Source organism: Halobacillus yeomjeoni, from assembly GCF_020171525.1.
GTDB lineage: Bacteria > Bacillota > Bacilli > Bacillales > Halobacillaceae > Halobacillus > Halobacillus yeomjeoni.
This window is the reverse complement of sequence record NZ_JAIVAI010000001.1, coordinates 809,426-830,851: the sequence shown is the minus strand read 5'-3', so window position 1 is coordinate 830,851 and position 21,426 is coordinate 809,426. Positions and strand designations below refer to the sequence as shown.

The window sequence follows — 21,426 nt, the reverse complement described above, 5'->3', positions numbered from 1 at the left end:
TATGTTTTCAAACAAAACAGTAAATATCCTGATCCCGATCATTTCGGTCGTATTGGGTTTACTTTCCGGTGCCATCATTATGGTGGCTTTCGGATATAATCCGGTTGCCGGCTATGCTGCATTGTGGAATGGAGCATTCGGAGATGCTTATTTCCTAGGGGAAACTTTACGACAAGTGACTCCTTATATCCTATCAGGGCTTGCCGTGGCATTCGCATTGCGGACAGGACTTTTGAATATCGGGGTAGAGGGTCAAGTATTCGTCGGTTGGATCGCGTCGGTGTGGGTCGGTATATCCTTTGAACTGCCGATGATCATCCACCTGCCGCTCGCCGTACTTGCGGCCGCTCTTGCTGGAGCATTCTGGGGATTCATCCCTGGTATTTTAAAGGCCAAACTCGGCGTTCACGAAGTAATCGTAACCATTATGATGAACTATATTGCCTTATATATTTCTAACTCTCTTGTACGAAACGTTTTGACAGATGGAAGCGACCAAACGGACAAAGTCGCAAAATCCGCCTCTTTAGCCTCTGACTGGCTTGCCGGTATGACGTACTTCTCGAGGCTTCACTGGGGATTGCTCATCGCCCTTGCGATGGCTTTCGTCATGTGGTTCGTCTTGAATAAAACGACACGTGGCTTCGAACTCCGTGCAGTAGGATTCAACCAGAACGCATCCAATTATGCTGGGATGAGCGTTGGGAAGAACGTCGTACTCGCAATGGTCATTTCAGGTGCATTCGCAGGTCTTGCGGGTGCGATGGAAGGTTTGGGGACCTTCGAGTACATGTCCGTGAAATCAGGATTCACAAATATCGGTTTTGACGGAATCGCCGTCGCCCTGCTTGGTGCGAATACAGCATTCGGTGTCGTTTTAGCTGCATTCCTATTCGGTACACTGAAAATTGGTGCATTGAATATGCCTACAGAAGCGGGAGTCCCGACAGAGCTCGTAGAAATCGTCATTGCGTTGATCATTTTCTTCGTAGCATCCAGTTACATGATTCGTTGGATTATTTTACGTTTCAAAAGGGAGGGGAAATAAATGGGATTCATTGATGTATTAGCTTCGATTATTCCAGCAGCGTTATTCTTTGCAGCCCCTCTTATTTTCACTGCGATCGGTGGAGTATTCAGTGAGCGGTCCGGGATCATCAACATCGGACTTGAAGGGTTGATGGTCATGGGGGCTTTTGTGGGGATTGTCTTCAATTTGACTTTCCATGAAACATTCGGTGATGCCACTCCTTGGATTTCCATTATCGTAGCCATGATCGTATCTGCATTGTTTGCCTTGGTTCATGCGGTGGCATCCATCACATTCCGTGCCGACCAGGTGGTAAGTGGAGTCGCGATCAACTTTTTAGCATTGGGAATCGGTCTGTTTTTGACGAAACAATGGTATGAAAAAGGACAGACGGATATGGTCGAACGACCTTTCTATACAACGGATATTCCTGTCTTAAGCAAAATTCCGGTTATCGGAGATCTCTTTTTCTCCGGTATGTATTTGACATCTTACCTTGCGATCATCCTTGCCTTCGTAGCTTGGTTCATCATATTCAAAACGCCATTCGGACTGCGCCTGCGTTCAGTCGGTGAGCACCCGATGGCTGCGGATACGAACGGAATCAATGTTTATGGAATGCGTTATGTCGCTGTTATGTTATCGGGGGCGATGGGTGGACTTGGTGGATCAGTCTTTGCTTTGACGATCGCGTTGAACTTCTCCCATGCAACCATTGTAGGGCAGGGGTTCATGTCCCTCGCAGCCGTCATCTTCGGTAAATGGCACCCATTAGGTGCACTCGGAGCAGCCATCTTCTTCGGATTTGCTCAAAGTTTAAGTATCGTAGGCTCAAGTGTGCCGGTCCTGGAAGATGTACCACAAATCTTCCTATTGATCGCTCCTTACGTGTTGACGATTCTCGCTCTGGCCGGATTCATCGGTCGTGCGGAAGCACCAAAATCTCTCGGTGAGCCTTATGTCAAAGGCAATCGGTGAATCTTCAGCCCAGTACAAACTGTACTGGGCTTTTTCATTGGACAGCACTGGGTGCAGATACATAATGAAAAGCGGGGAAGATCATCATAATTGAAAGCGGAGACTGTAGATTTTGTGATATAATGCTCTTTTGAGATTGAGTGGCCCCTTCTAAAGTGGGGCAGGTTAAAAAATGGAGGTTTACAAATGGATAATAACGATATAGTAATCAGGCTGAGATATGCACTCGATATAAAGGATCAGGATATGGTGGAAATATTTAAACTGGGCGGTCATGATTTTACGAAAGAACAAGTCCAGAAAATCCTTACTAAGGCAGACGATGATGCCGATGCTGAGTCCGATGAAGAATTCGAAGACGAACATCACATCAAATGTACCAACAGCATGCTGGAATCATTCTTGAATGGCTTGATTACGTTTAAAAGAGGTCCTCAGGAAACGAAACCAGGGCAGCCTGAGAAGCCGAACAGGATGATTAAAAACTACTCAAGTGTGAATAATGTCATGCTGAAAAAAGTGAAAATCGCTCTCAAATTAACAAGTGAAGATATTATAGACATATTAGAAGAAGCAGGCGTTAAGATAACAAAAGGAGAAGTAAGTGCATTATTAAGGAAAGAAGGACACAAAAACTACAAAGTGTTCGGCGATCAATACGCGAGAAATTTCTTAAAGGGATTGACGCTTAAATATCGAGGGTGATGACTACAAGCAGGAGAAGAACTGCTTCTGGATCCGACCATTTTAACGCTTGAACTTTCAAAGGGTTCAAGCGTTTTATGGTGCGGATGAATTATTGATTATCGTCTTCAATCAATCTTTTTACTTTTTGCTGCATTTACCGTAGCATAAGACATAGCTTATATGGATGAATCCACCAATATGGGTTTATAATAGAAAAAGATACGTAGAGGAGGATGAAACATGAAGATTACGGAAGAAAAGTTGTTGAATAAACAAGGATATCGTTTACATATTCTACCGACGAAAAAGTATAAGACCATCACGATTGTCGCTAAATTCAAAGCACCTTTAAAAAGGGAAGGGATTACAGAGCGAGCACTGCTCCCCCACGTTCTGCAAAAGGCGACTAATGAGCATCCGAATGTCCGCTCGCTGCAATCCGCTTTAGAAAACCTCTATGGCACTGCATTATCCAGTGACGGCTCTAAGAAAGGTGAAAACCACGTGATCAGCTTCCGGATGGAAGTCGTCAACGAAGCGTACTTGAATGACCAGGAACCGATCTTGGAAGAAGCTTTGAAATTATTCAATGAAGTGTTGTTCGATCCTAAAAAAGTCGGAGAAGGCTTCGACCCTGAGATCGTCAACCGGGAAAAACAGACGCTAGAACAGAAAATCACCTCCATCAAGGATGACAAAATGAGCTATGCGAACATGCGGCTGATGGATCACATGTGTGAAGAAGAACCATATGCGCTTCATGTCCACGGTTATCTCGAGGATATGCCTGAAATCACACCTGAGAAACTGTATGAGTATTACCAGTCAATGATTGCCGGCGACATGCTGGATGTGTATGTCATCGGAGATTTGGACGAATCTTTCATTGAAAAAGTGGCTGACGATTACTTCACGAGAGATCAGAATGAAGACAATGATCAAGTTTCTACTATTAAAAAGGTGAAACAGGTGAACGAAGTCGTCGAGCGTGAGGAAGTCAACCAAGGTAAACTGCATATGGGCTACCGCACGTATACAAAATTCGGCGATGATGACTATTATGCGCTCCAGATTTTCAACGGCATTTTCGGAGGGTTCCCAAGTTCCAAGTTATTCATGAACGTACGTGAAAAGCACAGCCTCGCTTACTACGCCGCTTCAAGATTTGAAAGCCATAAGGGGCTTCTACTGGTGTTCAGCGGAATCGATCCGAAAGATTATGATCAGGCGAAGTCCATTATTTTAGAACAAATGGAAGCTATGAAGAATGGGGATTTCTCTGAAGAACAAGTGGAAGAAACGAAACAGCAGGTGATCAACCAACTGCAGGAGACGATGGATAATGCGAACGGTTTGATCGAAGTGCTTTACCACCAAATGATTTCAGGTGCAGAAATGCCTGCCAATGAATTGATCGACCATATCAAAAAAGTATCCAAACAAGATGTCATCGAAATGGCGAACAAAATCGAGTTGGATACGGTTTACTTCCTGACAAGCAAAGAAGGAGGGGAATAAAGTGGAAGAATTAGTCTATCAGCAGATGAAAGAAAAAGTATATAAAGAAACGATGGATAATGGCCTGCAGGTATTCCTATTATCCAAGCCTGAAATGGCGAAAACATTCGGGATCTTTACAACGAATTACGGTTCTATCGACCAAACGTTCACGCCGATCGGTAAAGATGAAAAAGTGACAGTACCTGAAGGGATCGCTCACTTTTTAGAACATAAACTATTTGAAAAAGAAGACCGGGATGTGTTCCAGGATTTCACGAAGCTTGGCGCATCAGCGAATGCTTTCACATCGTTTACGAAAACAGCGTACTTGTTCTCGGCGACAAGCCAGATTGAAAAAAACGTAGAAATTTTATTGAACTTCGTGCAGGATCCATATTTCTCTGAAGAATCCGTGGAGAAAGAAAAAGGGATCATTGCTCAAGAAATCCGCATGTATGATGATCAGCCGGACTGGCGTTCATTCTTCGGCACGATTCAAAGTCTGTATCACGAGCATCCTGTCAAAGTGGATATTGCAGGGACGGTCGATTCGATCCAAAAAATTACGAAAGACGATTTGTATACGTGTTACGAAACGTTCTATCACCCTTCCAACATGGTGTTGTTCGTAGCAGGAAACTTCGAGCCCGAAGCGATGATGAATTTGATCCGCGAGAACCAAAACAGCAAGGAGTTTCCTCCTGCTCCAGAAATCAACCGCTCTTATCCGGAGGAACCGACCTCTGTATACAAAGCTGAGAACTCCATTGAGATGCCGGTGACAACCGCTAAAGCTATGGTAGGAGTTAAAGAAAACGTCTCTGAGCTTTCTGGAAAAGAGCTGCTTCGAGCGGAACTTTTATCGAGCATGATCCTTGATTATTACTTCTCCAAGAGCGGAAAGTTCTATGAAGAGCTTTATAAAGAAGACCTGATTGACGACAGCTTCCAATATGAAACGGAGCTGGACCGCCAGTTCGGATTCACGATTTTAGGCGGCGACTCCCGGAAACCTGATGCTATGGCAAAACGCGTGAAGGAAATGCTGCACGAACTGAAAGTCGAGAGCATTTCTGAAGAAGATTTCACCCGGATGAAACGTAAAAAAATCGGTCAATTCATGCGTGCCTTGAACTCCATGGAATTCATCGCCAACCAGTTCACGCATTACCACACACTCGGTGTCGACTTGTTTGATGTGCTGCCGGTCATTGAATCATTGACTACGAAGGATGCCGATGAATATTTGAAACACTGGATCAAAGACGAAGCGATTTCCGTCTTCCAGGTGAAGCCTCAAACCACATGAGCAAAACCTGCCTGATTATCGGCGCCAGTGGTGAAATTGGATCCTCGACGGTGTTATCCCTCGTCAAAAAGGGATACTCCGTCGGTCTCCAGTATCACTCGAATGCGAAATCGATCGATAAACTGAATAAAAACATTCCACCTGCACAGCGTTTAGGCTCTTTTCAAGCGGATCTTTCCACTGACGAGGGCATCCGTTCATTCATTAATATGATCGACTCTGATTGGGATAGTGTCGTCTTTGCCGGCGGCCACCTATGGAAAGGCCTTTTTCAAGATATGGAAGAAGCGGACATGGATGCCTTATACAGGGTGCATGTCAAAGCACCGTGGCTGATCACCCGGCATCTCCTTCCTTCTATGATCCGGAATCGGGAAGGGAATATCGTCGTTGTCTCTTCTTTGTTTGGTGAAGAGGGTGCAAGCATGGAAGTCGCCTATAGCGCTGTGAAAGGTGCACAGATCAGTTTTGTGAAAGGCCTGGCTAAAGAAGTGGGGCCAAGCGGCCTCCGTGTGAACGCTGTGACTCCAGGACTGATTGCGACTAAAATGAATGAGGAGCTATCAGAAGAAGAATTCGGAGCGGTGGAAGAAGAAATTCCACTTTCCCGTGCTGGCAGGACGGAAGAAGTGGGCGATGCCATCGAGTTTCTTTTGTCAGATCGATCGAGCTATATTACCGGTCACATCTTGAAAGTCAACGGTGGCTGGTCCTGAAAATTCTCTGCATAAAAAAGCTGTGACCTCTCATACTAAGCATGAATACCACTTCAGAGGAGGAAACAGTGATGTCTGTTTTAGACAATTTTGATACTTGGAAAGACTTTTTAGGCGACCGTTTACATCAAGCGCAAGGTCAAGGCATGGACCAAAGGGCGGTTTCTGATTTGGCTTATGAAATCGGAAATTACTTGGCTACATCCGTTGATGCTAAAAACGATCAGGAAGCGGTTCTTCGTGATCTTTGGAACGTAGCGGATGAAAAAGAACAGCATGCCATCGCCAATATGATGGTTAAACTGGTCAGAAACGAAGGCACACAGCAGCAGCAGTAGCACGACATCACCGCACAGGACATTCTGTGCGGTTTTTATATTCAAACAGCAGTCTGCTTGCCGAATTTTTTTGTATTCTGTGCTTCACCCTTTCTTATTGAATTGAAATCCTTTATGATAGATAAAGAATAGGAATTGCAATTATCGAATGACCTAGACAAAATCTGACATTTTCCAGAGGAGTTGTGTTATGGAGAAACAGGAATGGTATTTAGAATATGAAATACAATACAACCGCCCTGGACTTCTTGGAGATATTTCTTCGTTGTTAGGTATGATGGCGATCAATATTGTAACGATCAATGGGGTGGAAAACTCTCACCGCGGCATGCTTCTTTTGTGCCAGGATGAAGAGCAGATCACGAGGTTGAAGTCGATCCTGAATACGATGGATACAATCAAAGTGACCAAACTGAGAAAACCTAAACTGAGAGACCGATTGGCTGTCCGGCACGGAAGATATATACATAGTGATGTTGACGATCGAAAGACTTTCCGTTTCAACCGTGAAGACCTGGGTCTCCTCGTAGACTTCATGGCAGAATTGTTCATGAAAGAAGGGCATAAGCTCGTCGGAATCCGGGGAATGCCTCGAGTAGGGAAAACAGAATCTGTCGTAGCCGCGAGTGTTTGTGCGAACAAGAGATGGTTGTTCGTATCCAGCACGCTTTTGAAACAGACCGTGAGAAATCAATTGATTGAGGATGAATACAGTGAGGACAACCTTTATATCATTGATGGTGTCGTCTCTGCCAGGCGTGCTACAGAACAACATTGGCAGCTGGTGAGGGAAATTATGCGACTGCCTGCTACAAAAGTGATTGAACATCCAGATATTTTTGTTCAGGAAACCGAATATTCCATGGATGATTTTGATTACATTATTGAACTCCGCAATAACGATGATGAAGAAATAACCTATGAGACCGTGGAAAAACCAAGCATGTCCATGAATGATGGGTTTTCCATGTTTGATTTTTAAGTAATGGATGGTGTTGACATGGATATGGAGATCGGACAACGACTGAAGGAAGCCCGTGAATCCAAAGGGTTGTCCTTAGAAGAAGTACAAGAGACGACAAAAATTCAAAAACGTTACCTACAAGCGATTGAAAAAAATGAATTCAGTGTTCTCCCTGGCAAGTTTTACACAAGGGCATTTATCCGTGAATATGCTTCAGCTGTGGGGTTGGATCCCGAGCAGGTCATGGAGGAGCATGAAAGTGAACTGCCGACATTCGAAGATGAAGGGTTCGTGCAGTATAGTCGTGTCAATAAAGCCAAAACGAACAATGCAGCCCAGAGCTCGAAAGCCTTCAAATTGTTTCCAAGCATTATGACGGTCCTCCTTGTGGTCGGTATTCTGTTTATGGTGTGGGCTTTCTTATTGAATGGGAACGATTCTAATGGAGGCGGCACCGAAGGGCAGGCGGAAACCGGCGGTGATGATATCAGCGTTCCTGAACAGACCGAAGAGCCTGCGGATGAAGAAGAACCGAAAGAGGAAGGTAACAGTGATCAGTCCTCTGATAAAGAGGGGGAATCCTCAGATTCAGGCAGCTCTGATGAAGAAGAAAAAGAGGAGGAGCCTGCTGAAGAATTACAAGCAGAGCTTGTCCAGGAAGGTTCAGGATCTTTCCCTGAGCACGTGTACACAATATCAGGTGTTGAAGATCCCAAAGTGACGATAGAAATTACAGGCCGTACGTATTTAGAAGTGAAAGCTCCTAAAGGTGGCGAAAGCTTGATCAGCCCGATCGAGTACACGGCAGAAGATTCACCGATTGAACTTGATATGACAGGAAAAGAACAACTGCATGTGAAGACAGGAAACGCTCCTGCCGTAGTCGTCAACGTGAACGGGCAGCCTGTTGAATTTCCAAAACCGAACATTTCTACTCAAAAACTCTTGCTGAATTTCCAGTAAGAAGTTTAAGATAAGGCTGTCCAGAGCATGGATATAGAGGGGCTGTTGTCCTTATGTCTAGTGTTGGACAGCCTTTATGTATTTGATTTTAGGAGAGTGAACCCATGAATTTGCCAAACAAAATAACCATTTCCCGTATTTTATTAATCCCTGTTTTCATCGTTTTAATGAGTGTCCCTTTTGATTGGGGAGCGTTTCAAATGGGGGAACGTGAACTGCCTGTTTCCCACTTTTTAGGTGCGCTTTTATTCATCATTGCATCGACAACCGATTGGATTGATGGTTATATTGCAAGGAAGTACAATCTTGTTACCAATCTAGGGAAGTTCTTAGACCCGCTGGCTGATAAACTTCTTGTCAGTGCCGCATTGATTTTACTTGTGGAAATCGGGCTTGCTCCCGCTTGGATCGTGATTGCCATCATCAGCCGTGAGTTTGCGGTCACAGGCCTGCGTCTCGTGGCTGCAGGAGAAGGCAGTGTGCTTGCTGCAAGTCAAATGGGCAAGTTGAAAACATGGATCCAAATCGTCGCGATTTCCCTCTTGCTGCTTCACAATTGGCCGCTCGCATTCATCGGTTTCCCGTTAGGCACCATTGCTTTATACCTGGCCTTAATTATAACGGTGTATTCCGGTTACGATTACTTTAAGAAAAACTGGCATGTCATGAGGGATTCCAAATGAACGCAGAAATCATAGCTGTCGGTACAGAACTTCTTCTCGGTCAGATTGCGAATACGAACGCCCAATGGATCTCCCAGCAGCTGGCTAAAATCGGGATGCCTGTTTATCATCACCATGTAGTAGGAGACAACATGGACAGAGTCCAGGACGCTTTTCAAACAGCTGAGCGACGTTCAGAAGTCATCATCATCACTGGTGGACTTGGTCCTACAGAAGATGACATGACGAGGGATGCTGCTGGAATGATTCTGCAGCAGAAGCTGATTGAAGATCCAAAATCGATGGACAGGATTTCTTCGTATTATGAGAAAAATCGCTTGCCCATGACAGAAAATAACCGAAAACAAGCACTTGTGTTCGAACATGCCCAGGTACTGCAGAATGATGAAGGTATGGCTCCAGGTCAAATCGTTACACATGAGGGGACGATGTGGGTCTTCCTTCCGGGAGTGCCATCCGAGATGAAACAGTTGATGACCGAATATGTCCTCCCGCACCTCCGTAAAACATATGACCTAAAATCCGAAATCGTTTCAGAAATGATGCGTTTTATCGGGATTGGGGAGTCTTCTTTGGAAGATGAGCTCAGTGATTTGATTTCTAATCAAACCAACCCTACTTTGGCCCCGTTGGCCGGTGAAGGAGAAGTGGGTTTACGGATTACAGCGACAGGGGAAAGTCATGAAGAAGCCATCAACAATGTTTCAGAAATGAAAAAGGTCGTTTTAGACCGCGTCGGCCGGTTCTACTATGGCAGTGATGAGGTGACCATTGAAGAGACGGTTCGTGACCTGCTCAAACGACAGAAGCTTACTGTAGGCTCAGCAGAGAGTCTGACAGGAGGAAAGTTCATAGAAGCAATCATCTCTTTACCTGGAGCTTCAAACGTTTGTAAAGGCGCTCTTGTGACCTATACACCCGAGGCGAAACAACACGTATTGGGAGTGCCGGCGTCCTTGATTGATTCCTATGGCACCATCAGTGCGGAATGTGCAGAGACAATGGCAGAAAATGCAGGATATCGTTTGAATGCAGATGTCACGCTCAGCTTTACGGGCGTGGCAGGTCCTGACGCAAGCGAAGGTCATGAGCCGGGGACCGTTTACATTGCCTTGCAGGCTGGTTCAGAGTATTCGTTCGTAGAAAGCTATCATTTCGATGGTGGGCGTGATAAAGTGAGGAAGCGGGCCGTGAAAAAAGGTTATGAGCTTCTATTCTATTATTTAAAGATGAAAAACAACTAAGAGAACCAATGGGAATTTTCAAATTTACATCTGATAAACTTGAAAATTCCCTTTTTTATTCACCTAGAAAAATAGGGAACAAATATTCGCTTTTTAGTTGGCAAACGGTAAAAAACAAGTTATGATAGGAGTAGAAATTTTGAAAGGCGGTATAGTATGAGTGATCGTAAACAAGCGTTAGATATGGCGTTACGCCAAATTGAAAAACAGTTCGGTAAAGGCTCCATCATGAAAATGGGCGATGGAGCGGAACAGAAAGTCAACACCGTTCCAAGTGGCTCACTAGCCTTGGACGTCGCGCTGGGAGTCGGCGGTTATCCACGAGGTAGAATCGTAGAAATTTATGGTCCTGAATCTTCCGGTAAGACGACCGTATCCCTGCACGCGATAGCTGAAGCTCAGCGTAAAGGTGGCACGGCCGCATTCATCGATGCAGAGCACGCCCTGGATCCTGTTTATGCACGGAAACTTGGTGTCGATATCGAAGAACTATTACTCTCTCAACCGGATACAGGGGAACAAGCGTTAGAAATCGCGGAAGCCCTCGTTCGTAGTGGAGCAGTAGACATGGTTGTTATTGATTCCGTAGCAGCCCTTGTACCTAAGGCAGAAATCGAAGGTGAAATGGGAGACTCCCACGTCGGTTTGCAGGCACGTTTGATGTCTCAAGCCCTTCGTAAGCTTTCTGGTGCCATCAGCAAATCGAAAACGACGGCCATTTTCATCAACCAAATTCGCGAAAAGGTCGGAGTCATGTTCGGAAATCAACAATTAGTTGCTTAATCTACTGAATGACGTATCTCGCTGGCTAAATTGCTTACATGGAGTTGTGGTAAATGCCTGTGAAAATTGCGAACCGAACATTTAGGAATATAGAACAATGGCAAGTTGACTATATCAAAGAGAACTATCAACTAAAGCTAACCGAAATTGCTTCTGCCATAGGTGTTGATTACAGGAGAGTTGGAGAAATAATCAATTTATTAGGGTTGAAAAGAACAAGGCATTGGAAGTTATACCTTCCAAAAAGTAGTGAAGTCCTGGAGGAATTAAAAAACCCTTACCTCTCTCATGTTGAAATTGCTGCCAAGTATGGAGTTACTGATGCTTGTGTAGCTAGGCGGAGAAAACAACTCGGGATTCAAGTTAGAAGGAAGAATTATGACACCCTTATAGAGCAAAAAGTTGAAAAGTTTCTAATTGAAATGGACCTTGCTTATCTTAAGCAAAAAAGAATTAATAAATGGTCGATTGACTTTTATTTAGGCAGAAAGCATTGCTTAGATGTACATGGAAGTTGGTCCCATTCTATTCCTAAAGTTAAAGATCGCGATAAAAGAAAGCAGGCATATTTAAAATCACACGGGTATTATTACTTAGTAATCCATGAGGAACAATTAGCACAAAAAGATATAGTATTGCAGAAGATTAAAGAGTTTACTAAGGGTTTCCCTTGCTAGCGATAGCAAGCAAAAAACCTTGTGAACCTTATTGCCTAAGGGTGTAGCTTTAAAAGCTGCTAACGGTGGAGCCCCCCATTACTTAAGGGTAATACCGTGCCAAGCCTATTTTTAGGAAGGTGTAGAGACTACCGAAAAGGATTCTTTAATGAGTCAACTGAGTAGGGTACAGTAGAAGATAGGCTGCTGCTGGAAGTGCAAGGCTCTCGATTTAGGATCGAGATGAAGATATAGTCCACACTATAGAAATGGAAAATCTATAGAGTTTGCCTGAAACAACTCCTGGCGGTCGTGCACTGAAGTTCTATTCTTCCGTGCGTCTTGAAGTCCGCCGTGCAGAAACATTGAAACAAGGGAACGAAATGGTCGGGAACAAGACGCGTCTAAAAGTCGTGAAGAACAAAGTAGCCCCGCCATTCAAACAAGCAGAAGTAGACATCATGTACGGAGAAGGTATTTCCCGTGAAGGGGAACTGCTGGATATCGGTACCGACCTGGATATCATCCAGAAGAGCGGTTCCTGGTACTCTTATAATGATGAAAGACTTGGTCAAGGTCGTGAGAATGCGAAACAATTCTTGAAAGAGAATGTGGAAGTGTATGAAGAAGTGAAACGTCTCATCCGCGATCACTATAAGATGGAGTCAGACCCTGAAGAAGCAGCAGATTCTAAGTCTGAAAATCAAGAGACTTTGGATGTTTAACTCTTTTAAATGATTAAAAAAAGCAGCGCCCATCAAAGGTGCTGCCTTTTTTTACATATTTATTTTAAAAAATGTCAGCGGATGTCGAAGGTTGTAAAAGTCGATAGGCACAAGGATTTAGCCTGATAGAAAAGACAGATAGTTTCAAATATTTAAAAATAGTGATGGCCGGAATATGACGATTCCTTGACATTATGCATGGTCAAGCATAAAATGAATGTGTATCATTTTCATCTTTATACCCTTAATTTAATGAAATGAAACTGAAAATGAAACGTTTGTAATTACCGACAAACGGACCAAGTTCATAGCAAGAGGAGGTGAAAATATGGATTTGATATCCTCGCTCATCTTCATTTTGCTTGCCCTTATCATCGGTTCTGTTGTTGGTTATCTTATTCGGAAATCGATCGCGGAGGCGAAAATTTCAAGTGCTGAAGAACTTGCAAAGCAAATCGTAGAAGAAGGTCGACGAAATGCTGAATCAGCCAAAAAAGAAGCTCTTCTTGAAGCGAAAGAAGAGAATCAGAAGTTTCGCCAGGAAGCGGAGAACGAAATCCGCGAACGCCGCGTAGAACTGCAGAAAACTGAAAATCGTTTAACACAGAAAGAGGAGAATCTTGATCGTAAGAGTGCAACGCTTGACCAGCGTGATCTATCACTCGAGAAGAAAGAGGAAACTCTTGCCGAGAGACAACAACAAATTGAAGAAATGGAAAGCAAAGTGAAAGCTATGCTTCAAGAACAGCAAACTGAGCTTGAACGCATTTCAAGCTTGACATCAGACCAGGCGAAACAAATCATTTTAGAACGAGTGGAGCAAGAAGTATCGCATGAATCAGCTATCATGATCAAAGAAGCCGAAAACCGTGCGAAAGAGGAAGCAGACAAGAAAGCGAAAAGCATTCTTTCACTAGCCTTGCAACGTTGTGCTGCTGACCATGTCGCAGAGACGACCGTTTCTGTTGTCAACCTGCCTAACGATGAAATGAAAGGTCGGATCATCGGTCGTGAAGGCCGTAACATCCGTACACTGGAAACGTTGACAGGAATTGATCTGATTATTGATGATACGCCAGAAGCTGTCATTCTTTCCGGCTTCGATCCGATCCGAAGAGAAACAGCACGAATGGCACTCGAGAAACTTGTACAAGACGGACGTATTCACCCGGCTCGAATCGAAGAGATGGTCGATAAATCTCGTCGTGAAGTGGATGATTACATCCGCGAAGTGGGTGAAGAAACTACGTTTGAGGTTGGTGTCCACGGTCTTCATCCAGACTTGGTCAAAATCCTTGGCCGCTTGAAATATCGTACGAGCTATGGTCAAAACGTCCTGAAACACTCGACAGAAGTTGCCTACTTATCCGGCTTACTTGCTGCCGAGCTTGGCGAAGACGAAGTGCTCGCACGTCGTGCAGGTTTGCTGCATGATATCGGTAAAGCGATCGACCACGAAGTTGAAGGAAGCCACGTAGAAATCGGTAAAGAACTTGCGATCAAGTACAAAGAAAATGAGACAGTCATTAACGCAATCGCTTCTCACCATGGTGATGAAGAACCGACTTCCATCATTTCTGTACTCGTCGCTGCAGCCGATGCCCTATCAGCGGCACGCCCTGGAGCTAGAAGTGAAACACTCGAGAACTATATCAAACGTCTCGAAAAGCTTGAAGAGATCTCTGAATCTTACGATGGAGTAGAGAAATCCTTCGCCATCCAAGCTGGTCGTGAAGTAAGAATTATGGTTCGCCCTGATGAAATTGATGATCTTGAAGCAAACAAACTGGCTCGAGATATTCGAAACCGTATCGAAGGTGAACTCGATTATCCAGGCCATATTAAAGTGACAGTGATTCGTGAAACACGATCCGTGGAGTACGCGAAATAATACGATGAAGCGGCCAGTTCCGGTCGCTTCATTTATTTTTGACTGAAACTCTCAGATCAGGAAAAAATGTATAAGGCAGAGTACATTCTTTCCGATATAACCAGAGTACTTAGTAAGGATTATTTTGATTACGAAAAATAGAAAGGGTCCGATTATGAGAATATTATTTATAGGAGACGTCGTAGGTTCTCCAGGTAGAGATATGGTAGATGAATATGTACCTAAGTTGAAGCAGAAATACCAGCCGGAAGTGACCATCATTAACGGAGAAAACGCAGCATCCGGCAAAGGGATCACTGAAAAGATTTACCGTCGTTTTCTTGAAAAAGGTGCACAGGCGGTCACGCTTGGAAACCATGCATGGGATAAAAAAGAGATCTTTGATTTTATAGATGATGCTAAATATCTCGTCCGCCCTGCTAACTTTCCTGAAGGCACGCCGGGTAAGGGCATTACTTATGTCAAAACTCCAAAAGCTGAAGTGGCCGTCATCAACCTCCAGGGAAGAACATTCCTGAGCCCGAATGACGATCCATTCCGGAAAATCGACGAACTGATTGAAGAAGCCAAAAAGCGTACGAAGTTCATTTTCCTTGATTTCCATGCTGAAGCCACAAGTGAGAAGCAGGCGATGGGATGGTATGTGGATGGCCGCGTAAGTGTGAATGTGGGCACGCATACCCATATCCAAACGGCAGACGACAGGATTCTTCCACAGGGGACCGCATACATTTCCGATGTAGGTATGACAGGACCTTATGATGGGATATTAGGTATGGAAAGAGAAGCTGTCCTAAAAAGATTCCTCACAAATCTTCCAGTACGTTTTGAAGTTCCAAAAAAGGGTAGGACACAACTAAGCGGATTTTTGGTAGATGTAGACAATGAGACCGGAAAAGCGAAGAAAGTCCAGCGTATACTTATCAATGACGACCATCCTTTCTTCGAGTGAAAGTTTGAATTTTGCGACAAATTCCTTCATAATGAAAAGGTAATATTCTACATCTCCAAGAATATAGTAGTTATGGAACAACTATAGTGATTGAAGGAGGAACTAGTAATGGAAGTCTTAAAAGTATCAGCAAAATCCGTACCTAATTCAGTAGCAGGAGCCTTAGCAAATGTGGTGAGAGAGCGCGGTACCGCCGAAATTCAAGCGATCGGAGCTGGAGCTTTGAATCAGGCAGTTAAAGCCGTTGCCATAGCCAGGGGATTTGTAGCCCCTAGTGGATTGGATTTGATTTGTATTCCAGCCTTTACCGACATTATGATTGAGGAGGAGGAACGTACGGCAATCAAGCTGATTGTCGAGCCTCGCTAACAGTCAATAGTTCCATAACCTTCAAACAACAAAGGCCGTACTCTTCAACGAGTGCGGCCTTTTTAGTTCTGCAGGGAATGAACGCGGCAATAATCAAATGACTCTGATACAATGGACAGGGAATTTTACATAAATTCTATTAATAGTTGAATGTTCTTGGAGGAATTACATGTTGTTAAGAATTATATCAGGAATCGTTTTAGGAGCTGTATTTGGTTATATGACCTTTATGATGTTCGCTGGTGCAGGGTATGCTTCAGAAAGTCTGTTAGTCCTTTCTACTTTATTTGGGGTCATCTCTGGCCTGTTAATCTGTGTCATCGTGGAAATCAATAACCTGACTGCTGAATTAAGAAAACAACAATGAATGTTATTTCTTGGGTGTACTCATTACTGGGTACACTTTTTTTATTGGTGTACTAGGAGAAACTCATCGATTCTGATAACCTTAAGGCATGGGAATTTTATGTAAAAAAATAGATGAATAGGAGCTGGTGAATTGGATCTTGAAACAGCATTTCATTTAGAAGTGAATACAGAAAGGTTGGTCATTCGACCTCTATTAAAAACGGACTATAAAAATTGGCTGACGGAATTTAAAAACCGTTATCCATCTATGCATCGCCATGACAAAGGAAAACTGGATATGACGGAATGCACAGTGGATTGGTTCAACAGTTTAGTAGAGAAACACCAGCAGTTCGCCTTAAACGATTCCGCTCATATATTTGGTGTGTTCAGAAAGGAAGATGACGTCCATCTAGGAATGGTGGATTTTTCAACTTTAGGTCGGGACAACTTCCAGTGGGGAAGGATCGGATATTCTATACATAATCAGCATTGGGGGAACGGATACGGAAAAGAAGCTGTTGAAGCGGCGTTGAACATTGCTTTTACACAGCTTGGCTTTCACCGGATAGAAGCCCACATCAATCTAGATAATCCTGCTTCGGTTAAGCTTGCAGAGCGTGTGGGCTTGGAGTATGAGTGCACGAGAAAAGGATTCATTTATGAGTTTGGAGAGTGGACGGATAACCTGATCTACTGTAAAAACTCGCCTGGTTGAGAGACGTCTTGCAAGGCTTTATAGGATCAAGACTTCTAAGGTAAGCTTGAAAGTTACACTTATTCCCTCATGTCAAATAAATTGTTGAAAATTTTAAGAAAAATCGGTAAAATGACGTAATGTTTATCTTTACCAATAAGGGGGAGGAAATCATGCGTCAAGAAATAGCCGTGGATAAAATTGTAGAAAGCCTTAAAGAAGATCCTGCGGTGCGAAGTATATTCCTGAAGGGGTCCATGGGAAGGAATGAACACGACTCCCATTCCGACGTCGATTTATATTGTCTCATTCATGAACAAGATAAAGAGAACTTTCTCTCAAGAAGATCCACCCACTTGAAAGCTTACAGGGAAATCATTTTTTATGATGACATTTTCATTATCGCTCCTCAGGTCATCGCTGTATATGACGATTATCTGCACGTCGACCTTTTTACAGTGACCGAAGAAACCTTTCAAAACAAAGATTATTTCACTGTTCTATATGACCCGGAGAATATGATGGAACAATACATTACGGATGGTAAACTTACACTCTCTGATACAGAATTCAAAGATTATGTCATGGATATAGCATGGTTTCTATTTCAATATAAAAAGGCCTCTGAGCGAGGGAATCACCTTTGGGCCGCAGAAATGCTGCGTTATACCATGAGCAGTTTTTCCAATGTCATGCTTTATGGATATGAAAAAGATCGTTCACGCCTCGGGTTGAAAGCCGTAACCAATCATCTTCCGTTGGATAAAGTAGAGTCTATTAAAGATATTTATGAGTCTGTGAACCCTTCATCACATGAAAAAGCTGTGATGAAGATAGCAGCACTTTTAAATGGGGAAATGGAATGGATCATATCTCATAACGCCGTCGATCATCAAACTCAATCCTTTCTGAAAAGGATGGTCGGTCATTTCGAAAACATATGTAGAGGGGAGCTTACGAATGGATAGTATCATTTTTGATTTGGATGGAACGATCTGGGACCCGATCGATACCGTCCTGGAAGCATGGAATAGCAGAATAAGAGAATCGGATCAGATTCAAAAAGAATTGACACGAACAGATTTAGAGGGAATCATGGGCCTTCAAATGGACGAGGTCGGAAGAATTCTCTTCCCCGAAGCAGATGAGGATCATCAAAGGCGATTGATTCAGGAGTGTGGGGATATGGAGAAAGATTTCTTAAGGGACAAAGGTGGACTTCTCTTCCATAATGCAGAGAGGGTGGTGAATCAACTCTCAAAAAAGTACAAGCTTTTTATCGTAAGCAACTGCCAGGATGGATACATAGAATCTTTTTATGCCTATCACAAGCTTGGAAACTATTTCTCAGACTTTGAAAATCCAGGACGGACAGGACTTTCTAAAGGGGAGAACATTCAATTGATCATCGACAGAAATAACCTTTCCCATCCTGTATATGTCGGAGATACAGAAGGCGATTACAAGGCGTCCAGATATGCGGGCGTTCCGTTTGTCTACGCAGCGTATGGTTTTGGACAGGTACCACAGTACGATGAAGTGATAGATAGATTTGATGATCTCTTAACATTGTATGGAAAATAAATGGAGGTTGTAGTAATGTAAGACGACATGAAACTCATTGAAAGGAGGCGGTTTGAATGGTCTGGATGATCATTCTGGTAATTGCTTATGTTCCCATTTTTTATAGAATACAGCGGCGTTTAGGGTATCTCGAAAAAGAAGTGAAAAGGTTAAAAGGCGAAGATGACCTGATTTAATCATTTTTTAATTAGTAAGGGGAATGCGATATGACTCAAGCAATCATATTTGATATGGACGGTACGCTGTTCCAGACGGCGAAAATTTTAGAATTGTCTCTGGATGACACGTTCGATGACTTAAGGAAGAGAGGTTTATGGAGTGCGGAAACTCCTCTTCAGCAATACCGTGAAATTATGGGAGTACCTTTACCTGAAGTGTGGGAAACGTTATTACCTGAATTTACCCTTGAACATAGGTCGCAAGTGGATTCGTATTTTCTTGATAGTTTAGTAACAAATATCAAAGAGGGAAAAGGGGAATTGTATCCGTATGTTACGGAGGTATTCACCCATTTGAAAGCGAATCAGTTCGATATTTACATAGCCAGTAACGGATTGAAAAAATATTTGAATGCCATTGTCGAGTATTATCAATTGGATCGATGGGTCTCTGAAACGTACAGTATAGAACAGATCGACAGCTTGAATAAAACGGACTTGGTAAAAGAAATTGCTGAAACTCACAATATTAGAGATGGAGCGGTCGTCGGAGATCGTCTTTCAGATATCCATGCTGCCAAAGGTAATGGCTTCAAAGCAATCGGATGCCATTTTGATTTCGCAAAAGCAGAAGAGCTTTCTCAAGCTGATGTGGTCATCCATGATTTGAATGAATTAACGTTTTTATTCAACGGATCAAAACACTCAATGGTTTAACTATTTAAGGGGGTAACGTATGCAGACAAATGCTCTATTTTATAAAATCCATAAGGAGACCGTTTTAGTTGAAGACTATATTCATTGGTCACACAGTTTATTAGAGAAAAGCGTGTATTCACCATCATTATACATAATTGCTTCTTTTACTATTAAAGATAATATCTTTGAAGTAGAAGAATATTTTAAAAAAGCCCTGAATGAGCTGGAAGTTCAACAGCCTGTCTTTGAAGTTTGTGCGAGAGCTCATATAGGACATCTAGCAAATGAAATAATTAAATCTGATAATTACTCTGATCTCGTTTATTTAACTGAAAAAATCTTCCATGTTGTGGCGACAGAACTATACTATCCTGATGATTTGATAGAGTGGTATGAAATTAGTGAAATGATTGACCGGCTTAAAGGTGACAAAGTGGCATTAGAATTTTATGAGGAAGATGTGATATCTAAGGTTAAACATGAGGCAGAAGCTTTAAAAGTTAATTGAATTACATAAAAGAATAGAAGGTACATCAGCTAAGAGTCTCCTTCGATACATCGAAGTCTTATATAAACAACCAAAAGAGAATGGAATTTTTAAAATCATACATAAGTCACGAATAGTAACGAGTGTGAATAAGAATGGGAGAAACTCTTGGATGTTCTTACTTTTTTTGTAACTCCCAACCGGGGAGTTCGTCTAAATCAATGTATTGATTACATTTTCTAGAACGGAGGGGGGATGTCTTTGCAGAAAAGGATAGCTGTATTTGTTTGCTTGATTGTCATTACAATTGGGTGCTCTTCCGGAAATACAAAAATGGCATCTCAAGTGATTCCAAGTAAAATTGGGTCTCCGAATAATGAGTTGAGCTTTTCAGATCACCGCCCTTGGACGTCGGATGATATCTATGCAAAAACGGGATATGAGCCGTTTACAGGAAAGTATTTTAAAGGGTTGTTCATCAATAACCCTTTCTTCATGGCAGAACCGAAGGAAGATGTGGGTTCCTTTGAAGTCTTTCCTGAACAAAAAGTTAGAGTCCAGTTAGTGGAAAGAAATAGAGAATTGGAGAAGCTGCGGATCGTAAGAGAGGAAATTTTTACAGAAGGAGAGAAACTTACGGTTCAGTTACCTGAGGAAAATGGTGTGTTGTATTCCTACAGCCAGGAGATATTAGGTGATGAAGGAGAAGTTCTGGATACAGATGTTGTAATGTACTACGTGCCCCCTCGTGAATTAAACGCCCAAGTTTCCATTGAAGAACAAACCGCTAAACGCCTAACGTTAAAAGTAGAAAATTGGGGACCTACCTGGCTATTCTTCGGGAAGGATTATTTTATTCAGGAGAATAAGGATGGGAACTGGAAGACGATTAATCTTACTCGTTCTGTTGAGGACATAGGTTATGAATTGTCGCCAGGAGAAGTTCTTATACAGCAAATTCATCTGGAAGACTGGGGTTTAGACAAAGGGAAGTATCGAGTAGTTCAACCATTGAAAGCAAAGGATACTGATATCAAGAAACAGCTTGCTGCTGAATTTACTGTGGATTAAGCTCAAGAGTAGAGATTCCATATCCTAAATAATAATCGTCATAATAGCTGGAATCCATACTACTTATCTCCATTTATATGACCTAACCTTCCCCTTTCACTTAAGTACACAAATTATAAATGCACAAATAATGAAAAACCAGCAATGATTTTTCAAAGAATGAAGGTAATTGCTGGGTAGATTATCTTTCTTAAGGGATAGTTTATTTTTATAAATGGAGATGGAAAACAATTTGAGATGTCTATGTAAAATTCAAGAAATCAAAGAATTGAAAGTTAAGGGAGATGTGGGGGCAGACCCTGTTTGGTGCCATCGCTGTAATTGTAATTTTGACATTGAAGAGATTCCAATTAGACGCGATTTGAAGTTTGAGTTAATGGAATGGATCGGAAAGTATGGTGAATGGATTGATTGGGAAAGAGACGGAATAGTCCCTAATGGCATTGAACTTGAAGAAGATCATAACAAAGAAGGATTGAAACTAACAGAGAAATTACAGAAAGAACTTGAGGGAAAATATAAAGTTTCATTTACACCTTCGACATTTTCAAAGGCATATAAATAGAACTGCAACCCCAATATAAGTGTGCGTTT

General features: G+C 42.7%; 23 protein-coding genes and 2 pseudogenes. All 25 read left to right on the top strand.

Annotated elements, in window-relative coordinates:
* Position 1 precedes the first annotated feature (1 nt).
* The 25 genes and pseudogenes from LCL89_RS04290 to LCL89_RS04170 all read left to right on the top strand — a co-directional run bounded on the left by LCL89_RS04290 (position 2) and on the right by LCL89_RS04170 (position 21,397).
* Positions 2-1,048, top strand: coding sequence for an ABC transporter permease (locus LCL89_RS04290; protein WP_197315953.1), 1,047 nt, complete (start codon positions 2-4; stop codon positions 1,046-1,048).
* Complete coding sequence (locus tag LCL89_RS04285; protein WP_224807970.1) at positions 1,049-2,008, top strand: ABC transporter permease; 960 nt, start codon at positions 1,049-1,051, stop codon at positions 2,006-2,008. It begins immediately after the preceding gene.
* Between the two features lie 186 nt (positions 2,009-2,194).
* Positions 2,195-2,713, top strand: coding sequence for a YehS family protein (locus LCL89_RS04280; RefSeq protein ID WP_224807968.1), 519 nt, complete (start codon positions 2,195-2,197; stop codon positions 2,711-2,713).
* A gap of 222 nt (positions 2,714-2,935) precedes the next feature.
* Positions 2,936-4,213: an EF-P 5-aminopentanol modification-associated protein YfmF gene (yfmF, locus tag LCL89_RS04275; RefSeq protein ID WP_224807966.1), complete on the top strand. Its 1,278-nt coding sequence runs from the start codon at positions 2,936-2,938 to the stop codon at positions 4,211-4,213.
* A 1-nt stretch (position 4,214) separates the two neighbouring features.
* Positions 4,215-5,504, top strand: coding sequence for an EF-P 5-aminopentanol modification-associated protein YfmH (gene yfmH / locus LCL89_RS04270; protein WP_197315957.1), 1,290 nt, complete (start codon positions 4,215-4,217; stop codon positions 5,502-5,504).
* A complete protein-coding gene (gene ymfI / locus LCL89_RS04265) occupies positions 5,501-6,220 on the top strand; it encodes an elongation factor P 5-aminopentanone reductase (RefSeq protein WP_224807964.1) in 720 nt (239 codons plus the stop codon). Before yfmH ends, ymfI begins: the two co-directional genes overlap by 4 nt.
* A 71-nt stretch (positions 6,221-6,291) precedes the next feature.
* Positions 6,292-6,558 (top strand): DUF3243 domain-containing protein, encoded by a 267-nt coding sequence (locus tag LCL89_RS04260; protein ID WP_197315959.1) that lies wholly within the window; start codon positions 6,292-6,294, stop codon positions 6,556-6,558.
* 190 nt (positions 6,559-6,748) lie between these two features.
* Positions 6,749-7,540: a DUF3388 domain-containing protein gene (locus LCL89_RS04255; protein ID WP_197315960.1), complete on the top strand. Its 792-nt coding sequence runs from the start codon at positions 6,749-6,751 to the stop codon at positions 7,538-7,540.
* Positions 7,541-7,543: 3 nt separating this feature from the next.
* A complete protein-coding gene (locus tag LCL89_RS04250; RefSeq protein ID WP_224807961.1) occupies positions 7,544-8,485 on the top strand; it encodes a helix-turn-helix domain-containing protein in 942 nt (313 codons plus the stop codon).
* Positions 8,486-8,589: 104 nt separating this feature from the next.
* Complete coding sequence (gene pgsA, locus LCL89_RS04245; protein WP_197315962.1) at positions 8,590-9,168, top strand: CDP-diacylglycerol--glycerol-3-phosphate 3-phosphatidyltransferase; 579 nt, start codon at positions 8,590-8,592, stop codon at positions 9,166-9,168.
* Entirely contained in the window at positions 9,165-10,412 is a 1,248-nt protein-coding gene (locus tag LCL89_RS04240; RefSeq protein WP_224807960.1) for a competence/damage-inducible protein A, read from the top strand. The genes pgsA and LCL89_RS04240 overlap by 4 nt, the downstream gene beginning before the upstream one ends.
* Positions 10,413-10,568: 156 nt before the next feature.
* Positions 10,569-11,183 (top strand): annotated as a pseudogene (gene recA, locus LCL89_RS04235) (recombinase RecA); the annotation flags it as partial.
* Between the two features lie 65 nt (positions 11,184-11,248).
* The gene (locus LCL89_RS04230) at positions 11,249-11,872 is read left to right on the top strand and encodes an endonuclease domain-containing protein (protein WP_224807958.1); all 624 of its coding nucleotides are present in this window, start codon (positions 11,249-11,251) and stop codon (positions 11,870-11,872) included.
* A 269-nt stretch (positions 11,873-12,141) separates the two neighbouring features.
* Positions 12,142-12,576: pseudogene (locus tag LCL89_RS04225) on the top strand (recombinase RecA); the annotation flags it as partial.
* 328 nt (positions 12,577-12,904) lie between these two features.
* A complete protein-coding gene (rny, locus tag LCL89_RS04220; RefSeq protein ID WP_224807956.1) occupies positions 12,905-14,467 on the top strand; it encodes a ribonuclease Y in 1,563 nt (520 codons plus the stop codon).
* A gap of 154 nt (positions 14,468-14,621) precedes the next feature.
* Entirely contained in the window at positions 14,622-15,419 is a 798-nt protein-coding gene (locus LCL89_RS04215) for a TIGR00282 family metallophosphoesterase (RefSeq protein WP_224807948.1), read from the top strand.
* Between the two features lie 108 nt (positions 15,420-15,527).
* Entirely contained in the window at positions 15,528-15,788 is a 261-nt protein-coding gene (locus LCL89_RS04210; RefSeq protein WP_197315966.1) for a stage V sporulation protein S, read from the top strand.
* Positions 15,789-15,957: 169 nt separating this feature from the next.
* Positions 15,958-16,155 (top strand): hypothetical protein, encoded by a 198-nt coding sequence (locus tag LCL89_RS04205; protein WP_224807946.1) that lies wholly within the window; start codon positions 15,958-15,960, stop codon positions 16,153-16,155.
* Positions 16,156-16,287: 132 nt separating this feature from the next.
* On the top strand, positions 16,288-16,854 hold the full coding sequence (locus tag LCL89_RS04200; protein WP_224807944.1) for a GNAT family N-acetyltransferase: 567 nt from the start codon (positions 16,288-16,290) through the stop codon (positions 16,852-16,854).
* 152 nt (positions 16,855-17,006) lie between these two features.
* The gene (locus tag LCL89_RS04195; RefSeq protein WP_224807942.1) at positions 17,007-17,801 is read left to right on the top strand and encodes a nucleotidyltransferase domain-containing protein; all 795 of its coding nucleotides are present in this window, start codon (positions 17,007-17,009) and stop codon (positions 17,799-17,801) included.
* Entirely contained in the window at positions 17,794-18,417 is a 624-nt protein-coding gene (locus LCL89_RS04190) for an HAD family hydrolase (protein WP_224807940.1), read from the top strand. Before LCL89_RS04195 ends, LCL89_RS04190 begins: the two co-directional genes overlap by 8 nt.
* Before the next feature lie 206 nt (positions 18,418-18,623).
* Positions 18,624-19,292 carry an HAD hydrolase-like protein gene (locus LCL89_RS04185; RefSeq protein ID WP_224807938.1) on the top strand — a complete coding sequence of 223 codons (669 nt, stop codon included), beginning with the start codon at positions 18,624-18,626 and terminating at the stop codon, positions 19,290-19,292.
* 19 nt (positions 19,293-19,311) lie between these two features.
* Entirely contained in the window at positions 19,312-19,782 is a 471-nt protein-coding gene (locus LCL89_RS04180) for a hypothetical protein (protein ID WP_224807936.1), read from the top strand.
* Positions 19,783-20,022: 240 nt separating this feature from the next.
* A complete protein-coding gene (locus LCL89_RS04175; RefSeq protein WP_224807934.1) occupies positions 20,023-20,832 on the top strand; it encodes an immunoglobulin-like domain-containing protein in 810 nt (269 codons plus the stop codon).
* A gap of 220 nt (positions 20,833-21,052) precedes the next feature.
* Positions 21,053-21,397 carry a hypothetical protein gene (locus LCL89_RS04170; RefSeq protein ID WP_224807932.1) on the top strand — a complete coding sequence of 115 codons (345 nt, stop codon included), beginning with the start codon at positions 21,053-21,055 and terminating at the stop codon, positions 21,395-21,397.
* The last annotated feature ends 29 nt before the right edge of the window (positions 21,398-21,426 follow it).